The sequence below is a fragment of the Rhizobium sp. SRDI969 genome, assembly GCF_025152725.1.
Taxonomy (GTDB): Bacteria; Pseudomonadota; Alphaproteobacteria; order Rhizobiales; family Rhizobiaceae; genus Rhizobium; species Rhizobium leguminosarum_I.
In genome coordinates, this window is record NZ_CP104035.1 from 3080214 (window position 1) to 3093030 (window position 12817).

Annotated in this window: 12 protein-coding genes; 10 read left to right on the top strand and 2 right to left on the bottom strand. The window is 60.9% G+C overall.

Features of this window, described 5'->3' with window-relative positions; genetic code table 11:
* Nucleotides 1-101: 101 nt before the first annotated feature.
* The 3 genes from ade (at nt 102) to N2A41_RS15505 (ending at nt 3274) form a co-directional block, all read left to right on the top strand.
* A complete protein-coding gene (gene ade, locus N2A41_RS15490; RefSeq protein ID WP_260109180.1) occupies nt 102-1799 on the top strand; it encodes an adenine deaminase in 1698 nt (565 codons plus the stop codon).
* A gap of 58 nt (nt 1800-1857) precedes the next feature.
* Complete coding sequence (locus N2A41_RS15495) at nt 1858-2058, top strand: hypothetical protein (protein ID WP_170281371.1); 201 nt, start codon at nt 1858-1860, stop codon at nt 2056-2058.
* A 269-nt stretch (nt 2059-2327) separates the two neighbouring features.
* A protein-coding gene (locus N2A41_RS15505; RefSeq protein WP_222282285.1) for an IS630 family transposase occupies nt 2328-3274 on the top strand; the annotation gives its coding sequence in 2 pieces (ribosomal slippage) (nt 2328-2666 and nt 2669-3274; 945 coding nt in all).
* Between the two features lie 93 nt (nt 3275-3367).
* On the opposite strand, the gene bglA is transcribed toward N2A41_RS15505, so the two are convergent.
* The gene (bglA, locus tag N2A41_RS15510; RefSeq protein ID WP_017965399.1) at nt 3368-5014 is read right to left on the bottom strand and encodes a beta-galactosidase BglA; all 1647 of its coding nucleotides are present in this window, start codon (nt 5012-5014) and stop codon (nt 3368-3370) included.
* 285 nt (nt 5015-5299) lie between these two features.
* Between bglA and N2A41_RS15515 the strand changes: the two genes are divergently transcribed.
* The 7 genes from N2A41_RS15515 to N2A41_RS15545 all read left to right on the top strand — a co-directional run bounded on the left by N2A41_RS15515 (nt 5300) and on the right by N2A41_RS15545 (nt 12342).
* A complete protein-coding gene (locus N2A41_RS15515; RefSeq protein WP_017965400.1) occupies nt 5300-6880 on the top strand; it encodes a peptide ABC transporter substrate-binding protein in 1581 nt (526 codons plus the stop codon).
* A gap of 48 nt (nt 6881-6928) precedes the next feature.
* The gene (locus N2A41_RS15520) at nt 6929-7852 is read left to right on the top strand and encodes an ABC transporter permease subunit (RefSeq protein ID WP_017965401.1); all 924 of its coding nucleotides are present in this window, start codon (nt 6929-6931) and stop codon (nt 7850-7852) included.
* Entirely contained in the window at nt 7849-8766 is a 918-nt protein-coding gene (locus N2A41_RS15525; protein WP_162116480.1) for an ABC transporter permease, read from the top strand. The genes N2A41_RS15520 and N2A41_RS15525 overlap by 4 nt, the downstream gene beginning before the upstream one ends.
* A 2-nt stretch (nt 8767-8768) precedes the next feature.
* On the top strand, nt 8769-9776 hold the full coding sequence (locus N2A41_RS15530) for an ABC transporter ATP-binding protein (protein WP_260109181.1): 1008 nt from the start codon (nt 8769-8771) through the stop codon (nt 9774-9776).
* Entirely contained in the window at nt 9769-10755 is a 987-nt protein-coding gene (locus N2A41_RS15535) for an ABC transporter ATP-binding protein (protein ID WP_017965404.1), read from the top strand. Before N2A41_RS15530 ends, N2A41_RS15535 begins: the two co-directional genes overlap by 8 nt.
* A gap of 159 nt (nt 10756-10914) precedes the next feature.
* Nucleotides 10915-11256: a hypothetical protein gene (locus tag N2A41_RS15540; protein ID WP_017965405.1), complete on the top strand. Its 342-nt coding sequence runs from the start codon at nt 10915-10917 to the stop codon at nt 11254-11256.
* Between the two features lie 165 nt (nt 11257-11421).
* Nucleotides 11422-12342, top strand: a complete 921-nt coding sequence (locus N2A41_RS15545) for a sugar kinase (RefSeq protein WP_017965406.1) — start codon at nt 11422-11424, stop codon at nt 12340-12342.
* A gap of 110 nt (nt 12343-12452) precedes the next feature.
* Here N2A41_RS15545 and gstI read toward each other — a convergent pair whose 3' ends face one another.
* Nucleotides 12453-12644 carry a glutamine synthetase translation inhibitor GstI gene (gene gstI, locus N2A41_RS15550; protein ID WP_017965407.1) on the bottom strand — a complete coding sequence of 64 codons (192 nt, stop codon included), beginning with the start codon at nt 12642-12644 and terminating at the stop codon, nt 12453-12455.
* Between the last annotated feature and the right edge of the window lie 173 nt (nt 12645-12817).

The window sequence follows — 12817 nt, forward strand, 5'->3', positions numbered from 1 at the left end:
CGACCGGGCGCCCCTACGGCGCCCGGTCTCGTTTTGCGGCACTCGCTTGTGGCGGCAGATCGGTTATAAGTTTTGGAATCGGTTGTAATGTGAGCAATGCCATGACCACCAAGCTCGAACGTCTCATCGACCAGGGCGTCGGCCGCGTGCCGGCCGATATCGTACTGAAGGGTGGCCGTTTCTTCAATCTGGTCACCGGCGAACTCGTCCTGTCGGACATTGCCATCGGCGCCGATCGCATCGTCGGAACCTCAGGTAGCTACGAAGGTGAAACCGAGATCGATATATCGGGCAGGATCGTCGTTCCCGGCTTCATCGACACGCATCTGCATATCGAATCTTCGCTCGTCACACCCCATGAATTCGATCGCTGCGTTCTGCCTTATGGTGTCACCACCGCCATCTGCGATCCGCACGAAATCGCCAACGTGCTCGGAACCGCCGGCATCGAATTCTTTCTCGAATCCGCGCTGGAGACGATCATGGACATCCGCGTCCAGCTCTCCTCCTGCGTTCCGGCGACGCATCTCGAAACCTCCGGCGCCGACTTGCCGATCGAGCGCCTCCTGCCCTTCCGCCACCATCCGAAGGTCATCGGCCTTGCCGAATTCATGAATTTTCCCGGCGTGATCCACAAGGATCCCGTCTGCATGGCCAAGCTCGACGCCTTCCAGGGCGGCCATATCGACGGTCATGCGCCGCTACTGTCCGGCAACGACCTCAACGGTTACCTCGCCGCCGGTATCCGAACCGAGCATGAATGCACGACTGCCGGCGAAGCGATGGAAAAGATCCGCAAGGGCATGCACATCCTCGTGCGCGAGGGTTCGGTATCCAAGGATCTCGCGGCGCTGATACCCATTATCACCGAGCGGCTTTCACCCTTCCTCGCGCTCTGCACCGACGACCGCAATCCGCTCGACATTGCCGAACAGGGCCATCTCGATTATATGATCCGCACAGCCATCGGAAGCGGCGTCGAGGCCCTGGCGATTTACCGCGCCGCCTCGATTTCGGCTGCACGCGCCTTCGGTCTGAGGGACCGCGGCCTGGTCGCGCCGGGCTGGCGCGCCGATCTGGTGGTACTCGACAGCCTGGAAAGCTGCCGCGCCGACATGGTCTTTTCCGCCGGCCGCCGCGTCACCGATGCGCTCTTTTCCTCGCGCCGACCGGTTGCCCCGATCGGCCTCGACAGCGTCAAGGCCCGACCCGTCAACGCCGCCCATTTCGGCGTCCCGGTCGCCGAAGGCGAAACGCCTGTCATCGGCGTCATCCCGGGCAAGATCATCACCGAGCATCACCGCTACCGCCTGCCCGTCAGCGGCAACGAGACGGCGGTCGATCTTGCCAATGATATCATCAAGGTCGCCGTCATCGAGCGCCACGGCAAGAACGGCAACCACGCCAACGGCTTCGTCCAGGGCTTCGGCCTGAAGAAGGGCGCGATCGCCTCGACTGTCGGCCATGACAGCCACAATATCTGCGTCGTCGGCGTCAGCGAGGACGACATGGCTTGCGCCGCAAACCGCCTCGGCGAGATCAAGGGCGGCTTCGTGGTCGTCGAAGACGGCAAGATCACCGGTGAAATCGCCCTGCCGATCGCCGGTCTTATGAGCCTTGAGCCCTACGAGGCGGTCCGCGATACGCTGCACCATCTGCGAAAAGCCGCCTTGGCGCTGGGCGCCACGCTGGAAGAACCCTTCCTCCAACTCGCTTTCCTGCCGCTGCCGGTCATCCCGCACCTGAAGATATCAGACCGCGGCATGGTGGACGTGGGCAAGTTCGCGCTGATTGGGTGACGGCATCCTTGGCAAGTTCCGCGACAGCGCTTATTTTGCGGTAACGTTGGAGCCGATCATGACGAAGCTGGAACAGATTGAAAAAATCGTTGCCGAACTCGATAAGTACGAGTTCGAAGCCTTTTCGGCGTGGTTTGAAGCCCTTCAAGCCGAACGCTGGGACAGGCAGATGGAAGCGGACGCAGCGAGTGGCAACCTCGATCATCTCGCCGAGAAAGCCTTTACCGATTTTCGTGCCGGAAAGACAAGACGGCTTTGAAACACCACGCCACTCCCGTCTTCTGGGAGGCCTATGACTGCTTACCTGAGCAGATACGGAAGTTGGCCGGCGGAAACTTCGATTTGCTCAAACAAGATCCCAGGCATCCCTCCTTGCATTTCAAGCGCGTCGGCCGCTTCTGGTCGGCGCGCGTCGGCACATCCTGGAGAGCTTTAGAGCGGGATTGTTTTAGTCGGAATCGGAACAGGGATTCCCTTTCTGGTGCAAATCAGATTCACCATTCTGGCCGGTGCAGGAGGCCGGTCTGGATGGCGAAACCTTTTTCGGATGATCTTCGGGAACGCGTTGTTGGCGCAGTAACGCGCGAGGGCCTGTCGTGTCGAGCGGCGGCAAAGCGCTTCGGCATTGGCATCAGCACCGCGATCGACTGGGTCCGGCGCTTGCGTGAGACGGGCAGCGCGGCTCCCGGCCAGATGGGCGGGCACAAGCCACGGGCGATCTCAGGTAAACATCGGGTCTGGTTGATCGATCGCTGCCACATGCAGGCGTTCACCTTGCGCGGGTTGGTGGCGGAACTCGGAGAGCGCGGCCTGAAAGTGGATTACAGCGCCGTCCGGACCTTCGTGCATGAGGAAGGGCTGAGTTATAAAAAAAGACGTTGGTCGCCAGCGAGCGCGAGCGGCCCGATGTTGCCGCCCGGCGGGCGCGCTGGCTGAAGCATCGCCATCGCATCGATCCATCTCGCCTTGTCTTTATCGACGAAACCTGGACGAAGACGAATATGACGCCGCTCAGGGGCTGGGCGCCGCGCGGCGAACGGCTGTTGGGCCATGCGCCCTTCGGCCACTGGAATACCATGACTTTTGTCGCAGCCCTCAGGGCCGACCGCGTCAGCGCACCGTGGATCATCGACGGCCCGATCAATGGCGAACGCTTTCGCATCTATGTCGAGAGGGTGCTGGTACCGGAGCTCAAACCCGGCGACATCGTCGTCATGGATAATCTCGGCTCGCACAAGGCCGGCGCTATCCGTGCCGCCATCCGCAAGGCCGGCGCCAGATTGTTCTTCCTGCCGCAGTATTCCCCCGATCTCAATCCGATCGAAAAACTCTTCGCCAAGATCAAGCACGAGCTGCGCAAGGCGCAGGCTCGAACCCGACAGGCCATCGACGACGCGCTGGCAGCCACCCTTCAAACCGTCTCGCCGAAAGAGTGCCAAAACTACTTCAAGGAAGCCGGATATGAACGGACATAAAACAATCCCGCTCTAGCCGTCAGGGATGGAGATGACATCATCTGGTTTTGGATCGGCTCGCATGCAGATTACGATAAGCTTCCGAAATAGCCGTCAAACCCGCGCGCAAAACCCGTCCAGCGCAGCAAGCTTCACCAGCCCCGCGTCAGCCACCGCCTCGAAGCCCGGCATTTCAAGCGGTTCCCCGAGCACCAGGCCATCAGGCAGGCGGAATTCCGCCGGTTTGCGCGTCAGGTTGAAAACGAAGAGCAGTCTTTCTCCGCCCTTTTCGCGGGTGAAGGCGAGCAGATCCTGGTTGGTGCCAATGAAGGTCATGTCGCCGTCGATCAACGCCGGATGGCTCCTCCGGAATGCAAGCGTCCTGCGGTAGTGATGCAGCACCGAGCTGTCGCTCGCCTCCTGCGTATCCACGGAAAGCGCTGCCTGCTCGTAAGGCACCGGCAGCCAGCTCTTCTCGGCCGAGGTGAAGCCTGCATGCGCCTTGCCAGCTTCCCAAGGCATCGGCGTGCGGCATCCGTCGCGGCCCTTGAAGGCCGGCCAGAAGCGGATGCCGTAGGGGTCGCGCAGATCCTCGAAGGCGAGCTCCGCCTCCGGCAGGCCGAGCTCCTCGCCCTGATAAAGGCAGATCGAACCGCGCAGCGCCGCAAGCACCGAGATCGCCAGCTTGGCGATGACAGACCGCTCTTCCTCCGTTCGCGCGAAACGGCTGACATGGCGCATGACGTCGTGGTTGGAAAAAGCCCAGCAGACCCAGCCGTCCGTGACGGCCTTCTGGAAGGCCTCGACGCAGCCGCGAATATGCTCGGCGGTGAAATCCGGCCCGAGGAGATCGAATGTGTAGCACATGTGCAGCTTGTCGCCGCCACTCGTATAGGCGCCAACCGTCTTCAGCGAACGCGCCCCATCGCCGACTTCGCCGACGGTCGTACGATCTTCGTACTGATCGAGCAGCGCCCGGAAGCGCTTGAGAAAATCGACATTTTCCGGCTGCGTCTTGTCATAGAGGTGGTTCTGCATGCCGTAGGGGTTGGTGTCGGGCGCATCGAGGCCGCCGTCGCTGGTATCGGGCTCATGCGGCGGATTGCTTCGGAGCTGCTTGTCGCAGAAATAATAGTTGACCGTATCCAGCCGGAAGCCGTCGACGCCGCGGTCGAGCCAGAACTTCACCGTCTCCAGCACCGCCTCCTGCACGTCTGCGCTGTGGAAATTGAGGTCGGGCTGCGAGGTCAGGAAATTGTGTTGGTAATATTGCCGGCGCACACCGTCCCATTCCCAGCCCGGCCCGCCGAAGATCGACAGCCAGTTGTTCGGCGCCGTACCATCGGGCTTCGGATCGGCCCAGACATACCAGTCGGCCTTCGGATTGGTCCGGCTCGATCGGCTCTCGACGAACCAGGGATGCCGGTCGGAGGTGTGCGAGATCACCTGGTCGATCACGACCTTGATGCCGAGCCTATGCGCTTCGGCCATCATCTCGTCGAAATCATCAAGCGTCCCGAAGATCGGATCGACGTCGCAATAATCGGAAACGTCGTAGCCCATGTCGGCCATCGGCGACTTGAAGAAGGGCGAGAGCCAGATCGCGTCGACGCCGAGGCTGGCTATATGCGGCAGCCGGCGGGTGATTCCCCTGAGATCGCCGAGCCCATCGCTGTTGGTGTCCTGAAACGAGCGCGGATAGACCTGATAGATCACCGCGCCGCGCCACCAGTCCGCACTCCCGCCTGCCTGCAATGCCATCGGCTACATCTCCTGCCTCGTTTGCGCTCGCCACACTAAAGCGGACGAAACAAAAGACAACCATGTGAAGCCTTTATGAAGGCCCTGCGAAGGCAGCGGCGGGTCGTCGCGATCCGACAAGGGGGAGACGTATATAGGCTTGTCCACAACCCGTTTATACCCTCCGGATTTGGGGTTGCAACGCGAAGCCTTTGCGATAATGTGCGCACTGACCTGCACGTAAGAGGTCAAACACCGGGAACAAATGTCTAATAAAGGCGCAAAGCCTAGAAAGGTGGACCCACCATGAACCATTTCGGGAAAAAATTTCTCGCCTCTGCAATGCTTGGCACATTGCTGGCGTTTTCGGCCCATGCGGCCACGCTCAACATTCACAATGGTGGCGACCCGCAGTCGCTCGATCCACAGAAGCTTTCCGGCGACTGGGAGAACCGTATCGCCGGCGACATTTTCGAAGGTCTCGTCACCGAGGACGCCAAGGACAATCCGGTCCCCGGTCAGGCTGAAAGCTGGACGATTTCGCCTGACGGCAAGGTCTACACCTTCAAGCTTCGCGACGGCATCAAGTGGTCCGATGGCCAGCCGGTAACGGCAGGAGACTTCGTCTTCGCCTTCCAGCGCCTCGTCGACCCGAAGAATGCCGCCGATTATGCCTATCTGCAGTTCACCATCAAGAACGCGGAAAAGATCAACAAGGGTGAGATCACCGACCTCAACCAGCTTGGCGTCAAGGCGATCGACGACAAGACGCTCGAAATCACGCTTGAAAATGCCACCCCTTATTTCCTCAATGCCCTGATGCATTACACTGCCTATCCGCTGCCGAAGCATGTCGTCGAGGCGAAGGGCCAGGATTGGGTCAAGATTGGCAACATCGTCACCAACGGCCCCTACAAGCCGGTCGAATGGGTTCCGGGCTCGCATGTCACCACAGTCAAGAACGATCAGTGGTATGACACCAAGGACCTGAAGATCGACGGCGCGAAGTTCTTCGTGCTTGAAGACCAGGAAGCGGCGCTGAAACGCTACCGCGCCGGCGAATTCGATATCCTCACCGATTTCCCGACCGACCAATACGAATGGATGAAGAAGAACCTGCCTGGCCAGGCGCATGTCGCCCCCTTCTCCGGCCTCTACTATTACGTCGTCAACTCGCAGAAGCCGCCCTTCAGCGACAAGCGCGTCCGCCAGGCGCTCTCCATGGCGATCAACCGTGAAGTCATCGGCCCGCAGATTCTCGGCACCGGCGAACTGCCGGCCTATTCATGGGTTCCGCCGGGCACGGCGAATTACGGCGAGCCGGCCTATGTCAGCTGGAAGGACCTGCCCTATAGCGAGAAGGTCGCCGAAGCCAAGAAGCTTCTGACCGAAGCCGGTTTCGGCCCGGACAAGCCGCTGCACGCCGTGCTGAGCTACAACACCAACGACAACCACAAGCGCATCGCCGTCGCCATCGCTTCCATGTGGAAGCCGCTCGGCGTCGATGTCGAGCTCGTCAACGCCGAAACCAAGGTGCATTACGACCAGATGCAGCGTGGCCAGGTCGAAATCGGCCGCGCCGGCTGGCTCGCCGACTACAACGACCCGGACAACTTCCTGAACCTCCTGGTGACAGGCGTGCAGATGAACTACGGCCGCTGGTCCAATCCCGAGTACGACAAGATGATCAAGGAAGGCAACGCCGAGACGGATCTCACCAAGCGTGCCGCAATCTTCAAGAAGGCCGAACAGTTGGCGCTCGATGAGTCCGCCGCCCTGCCGATCTACTACTACGTCTCGAAGAATGTCGTTTCGCCGAAGATCGAAGGCTTCGTCGACAACATTCAGGACATCCACCGCACCCGCTGGCTGTCGATGAAAGAGTAAGGGAAAACGGTCCTTTCCGCGCGTTGCGGAAAGGACCGGCCCACGACCATGATCAAATACGCCCTCCGTCGCCTGCTGTCGACGATCCCCGTCATGTGGATCGCCGTGACAGCCTCGTTTTTTGTTTTGCGCCTTGCCCCCGGCGGCCCTTTCGATGGCGAAAGGCCATTGCCGCCGGTGATCCTGAAGAACCTTGCGATCCACTACAATCTCGACAAGCCGCTCATCCAGCAGTACCTGATTTATGTCGGTGACCTGCTCCGAGGCGATCTCGGCCCGTCCTTCGCCAGCGAAGATTTCACCGTCGCCCAGCAGATCATGATCGGTCTGCCCTATACCTTCACTATCGGTACGGCCGCCTTCCTGATTGCTATCATTGTTGGCGTGGCCGTCGGCTGTCTTGGGGCGCTCTATCAGAACAAGGCGCCGGATTATATTCTGGGCGCGCTCATCCTGATCGGCGTCGTATTGCCGAACTTCCTGATTGCGCCGATCCTGCAGCTCGTCTTCGGCATCCATCTCGCGTGGTTTCCGGTTGGCGGCTGGGGTGACGGCTCGATCAAATACCTCATCCTGCCGATCGTCGTGCTCGCCCTGCCGCATGCCGGCCGTATCTCGCGCATCACGCGCGGCTCGATGATCGAGGTCATGAACCAGAACTTCATCCGCACCGCCAAGGCCAAGGGCATCGGCCCGCGGCTCACCGTGATGCGCCATGCGCTGAAACCTGCGCTGATGCCTGTTGTCTCCTACCTCGGGCCGGCCGCAAGTTACCTTCTCACCGGCTCGCTGGTTGTCGAGAGCATCTTCGGATTGCCCGGCATCGGCCGCTATTTCGTCAACGCAGCGCTGAACCGTGACTACGGCATGGTTCTCGGCACCGTCATCTTCTACATGGTGCTGATCGTGTTCCTGAACCTTCTCGTCGATATCGCCTATGCGTGGCTCGATCCGAAAGTGAGAAACAGATGATCCTCAACCCCGCAAAGCGCGAGCTGCTCGCGCAGGAGCTGCTGGAGGCGGAAGGCCTTGCGCCTGAAAGCCGCTCGCTCACCAAGGATGCCTTGCGCCGCCTCGGGCGCAACAAGGCCGCCGTCCTGTCGATCGTCGTGTTAACGGTTCTGATCCTCGCCGCCTTCCTCGGCCCCTGGTTCATTCCCTTCAACTACGAGGATCCGGATTGGGCGGCCTTCCGCATCCCGCCCTCGCTCGAGACCGGCCACTATTTCGGTACCGACCCGAATGGCCGCGACCTTCTCGCCCGCGCCCTTTACGGCACCCGCGTCTCGCTGGCCGTGGCGCTGACGGCGACCGTCGTCTCCGTCTTCATCGGCGTGCTCTACGGTGCGGTATCGGGATATATCGGCGGCAGGCTGGATGCGATCATGATGCGCTTCGTCGATATCATGTATGCGCTTCCCTATATCCTCTTCGTCATCCTGCTGATGGTGATCTTCGGCCGCAACGTCTATCTGCTCTTTGCCGCCATCGGCGCGCTGGAATGGCTGACCATGGCCCGCATCGTGCGCGGCCAGACGCTGTCGATCAAGCATCGCGAATTCATCGAAGCGGCTCGCGCATCCGGGCAGCGGCCGTTCAAGATCATCATCAAGCACATTATCCCGAACCTCGTCGGACCGGTGGTCATCTTCGCAGCGTTGACCGTGCCTGAAATCATCGCCACCGAAAGCTTCCTTTCCTATCTCGGCTTCGGCGTGCAGGAACCGCTGACCTCGCTCGGCACGCTGATCGCCGAGGGAACCGATGCCATGGAAAGCATGCCGTGGCTGCTCGTCTTCCCGGCAAGCTTCCTCGTGGCCCTGTTGCTCAGCCTGCTCTTCATCGGCGACGGCCTGCGCGACGCGTTCGACCCGAAGGATCGCTAAGAATGCTCCACGAAACACAAAAAGACACCCTTCTCGAACTCAAAGACTACTCGATCACCTTCAAAACGCCGGATGGAGAGGTGAAGGCGGTCTCCAACATGAACCTGACGGTCAGGCGCGGCGAACGCATCGCCATCGTCGGCGAGTCCGGTTCCGGCAAGAGCCAGACCTTCCTCGGCATCATGGGCCTGCTTGCCAAGAACGGCAAAACAACGGGACAGGCGCTGCTCGAAGGCAAGGACGTGCTGGCGCTGAAGCCGCGCGAGCTCGACCAGATCCGCGGCAAGGACATGGCCATGGTCTTCCAGGACCCGATGACCGCCTTGAACCCCTCGCTGAAGATTTCAAGGCAACTGACGGAACAGCTTGAGGTTCACGGCGGGCTGACGGCACGCGCCGCATCCACTGCTGCCCTCGACATGCTCAAACGCGTCGGCATCCCCGACCCGACGCGGCGCTTCCACCTCTACCCTCACGAACTCTCGGGCGGCATGCGCCAGCGCATCGTCATCGCCATGGCGCTGCTCACCCGGCCGAAGCTATTGATCGCCGACGAGCCGACGACAGCGCTCGACGTCACAATCCAGGAGCAGATCCTTGATCTATTTAACGATCTGACGGCGGAGATGAACACGGCGCTGATCATGATCACCCACGATCTCGGCGTCGTTGCCGGCCTCGCCGACCGCGTCGCCGTCATGTATGCCGGCCGCATCGTCGAGGAGGCGCCCGTCGACGAACTCTTCGACAACCCCGCCCATCCCTATACTGCAGCGCTGCATGCCTCGATCCCGCGCCCGGACCAGGACGTCGACGACCTCGTCGTCATTCCGGGCCGTCCGCCGAACCTGCAGCACCTGCCGAAGGGCTGCAATTTCTCGCCGCGCTGTTCGCAGGTCCAGGACGATTGCATCGACCGCCCGCCACCGCTCGAAACGCTGGCGCTGCGCCATTGCGCGGCCTGTTACCACCCCTTTCCCCGCCGCGAGGAGCTGTTGAACCATGGCTGATCGATCGCTCCTGAGGGTCGAGAATCTGACGACCCAATTCGAACTGCCAGCCAAGGGCCTCTTCAAGCCGCCGGTCTTCCTGACCGCCGTCAACAATGTCAGCTTCGACCTCAGCGAAGGTCGCACGCTCGGGATAGTCGGCGAATCCGGCTGCGGCAAGTCGACGCTCGGCCGTTCCATCCTGCGGCTGCTGAAATCGCAGAAGGGCCGCATCCTCTGGCAGGGCCGCAACCTGCTCGACCTCACGGATGAGGAGATGCGCGCCGCCCGCCGCGACATGCAGATCATCTTCCAGGATCCGATCGCCTCGCTCGACCCGCGGATGACGGTCGGCGATATCATCGCCGAGCCGCTCACCGTCTTCGAGCCGAAGCTTACGAGGGCCGAGCGCACCGAACGCGTCCGCGACATCATGACCGCCGTCGGCCTGGTGCCGGAGATGATCAACCGCTATCCGCACGAATTCTCCGGCGGCCAGGCGCAACGCATCGGCATCGCCCGCGCGGTGGTCACCAAGCCGAAGCTCATCATCTGCGATGAGCCGGTTTCGGCCCTCGACGTCTCGATCCAGGGACAGGTGATCACGCTTCTGCGCAAGCTGCGCAAGGAATTCGGCCTGACGCTGATCTTCATCAGCCACGACCTCTCCGTCGTGCGCCTGATCTCCGACGATGTGCTGGTGCTCTATCTCGGCAGGGTGGTGGAAGCCGGCGACTGCGCCACCGTCTTCGATCATCCCGCCCACCCTTATACGCAGGCGCTGTTTTCCGCCGCGCCGGTCCCGGATCCGAAACTTGCACGGCTGCGCACGCGCATCCGCCTGCAGGGCGATCCGCCGTCGCCGCTCAACCCGCCGAAAGGCTGCGTCTTCTCACCGCGCTGCTGGAAGGCGACCGACATCTGTCGCACCGAAATGCCGCCAACAGAGCAGGTCCGCCCCGGCCAGACAGCCGCCTGTTATCATATGGACAGGCCGTGAATGGAACGGCGGTCGCGCAAGCGGCCGTCAGCTCATAAGAATGCCCGGTCGTTTCGGGGCGAAGCAGACTTATTTTGGGTCTAAAGACCCTGATAAGAAAGCCTTTATAAGCATGTGTTATCCCATTTCGGCCTAATCGCAAGCCAGGGGAACGCATATATGAAATCGAAAATATCAGGTGTAATCGCACTTACCGCGGCCATGATTGCCGTCTCCGCCGTTTCGTCGCATGCCGAAGATCTGACGTTCAAGCTCATCAACGGAACGAACTCCGTGCTGACGCGCTTCTACAGCTCGCCGACCGGCGTCGACAACTGGGAAGAAGACGTCTTCGGCGAGAATGTTCTCGATCCGGGCGAAACCATGGATATCACCATCGCCGACGGCCGAACCGTCTGCAAATACGACATGCGCTTCGAATTCGAGGAAGACTCAAACCTCGAAACCACCGAAGATACGCAGGACCTTTGCGCGATGGGCAGCTACACCATCCACGAATAGGTATTAAGAGCCCGCCTTCGCCTCGTCCGTGAAGGCGGGCTTTCATCTCTCGCAATATCGACGCTTGTCACTCTGCCCGGCTCCGCGTATCAGCGATTGTGCGCCAATTCAAAGTGATAGCGCGTCCTGTTGGACGCGCGGCGCCCTAAATGCCGGGAGGACAGAGTGAGCGGACGGTTTCTATCGATCGGTGAATGCATGGTGGAACTCTCGCAAGCAGGCGACGGCCTGCTGCGCAAGGGCTTTGCCGGCGATACCTTCAACACCGCCTGGTATGCCCGCGCCTGCCTTGCCGCCGACTGGTCGGTCGATTATTTCACCGCCCTCGGTGACGACGCCATGTCGGATGAGATGCTGGCCTTCATCGACACGTCAGGCATCGGCACGAGCCTCATCCGCCGTATCCGGGGCAGGACGCCCGGCCTCTATATGATCAACCTGAAAAATGGCGAACGCTCCTTCAGCTACTGGCGCGACAGCTCGGCCGCCCGCAGCCTGGCTGCCGATCCGGACAGTCTGCGCGAGGCGGTGGAAAGCGCTGCCGTCATCTATTTCTCCGGCATCACCCTTGCCATCCTGCCGCATGAGGATGCCGAGACGCTGCTCGCCGAAGTTCGTCGCGCCAAGGCCGCCGGCAAGCTCGTCGTCTTCGATCCGAACATCCGCCCGCGCCTCTGGTCGAGCTACGACGTGATGCACACGACGATTAGCGAAGGCGCCCGCTCCTCCGTGCTCGTCATGCCGAGCTTCGACGACGAGGCCGCCCATTTCGGCGATGATTCCATCGAGGCGACGATCCATCGCTACCGCGCGCTAGGTGCCATCGATATCGTCGTCAAGAACGGCGCTGACGGTGTCACGCTGAATTTTGCCGGCGAGCAAACCTTCGTTCCGGCCGAAAAGGTGAAGAAGGTGGTCGACACGACCAGCGCCGGCGACAGCTTCAACGGCGCGTTTCTCGCACGATATCTCGAAGCAGGTGATGCGCCTGCCGCCGCCCGTTTCGCAGCAAAGGTCGCTGCCCGCGTCGTCAGCGAACATGGTGCATTGGTCGTAAAGGAAAAGCTTGGATTGGATGGCAGCTGAGCCTCGTGAACTTTCAGCTTACCGAGCTTTAGGTCTTTGTGACGCAGTATGAACGCCATGTGCGGGCGCGCTCCGCTTTGTCGGCGTCCTTGCCTCGCGACCAGGGGAAATCAGGACTTCGTCGGCCGGTCGGATTCGCGAACTGCCTCGTCATGGTACCAGCAGCTGTCGAGCGCGGCATCGCAGACTTCGGCTGCCTCGCGCTCCATCAGGCGGGCGCGTTCGAACCGGTTGGCGTTGCGTATCGCCTTGACGGGAAACTGGTAGATCGTCGCGGAATCACGGTGGAAACCGGTGGGCATGAGATCGCCTCCATTCAGCTCGGCGCATCAACATTTCAGGACCGCTACCATAGCATAATGCACATAGTTTATGCAAATTGCACAAAATAAGAGCAATGTTGCAATTGTAGCCGGTCGGTATGCTGTCTCGACCAAAAGCTTCCGCCAATTTGTTTAACACTTCATCATTTGAG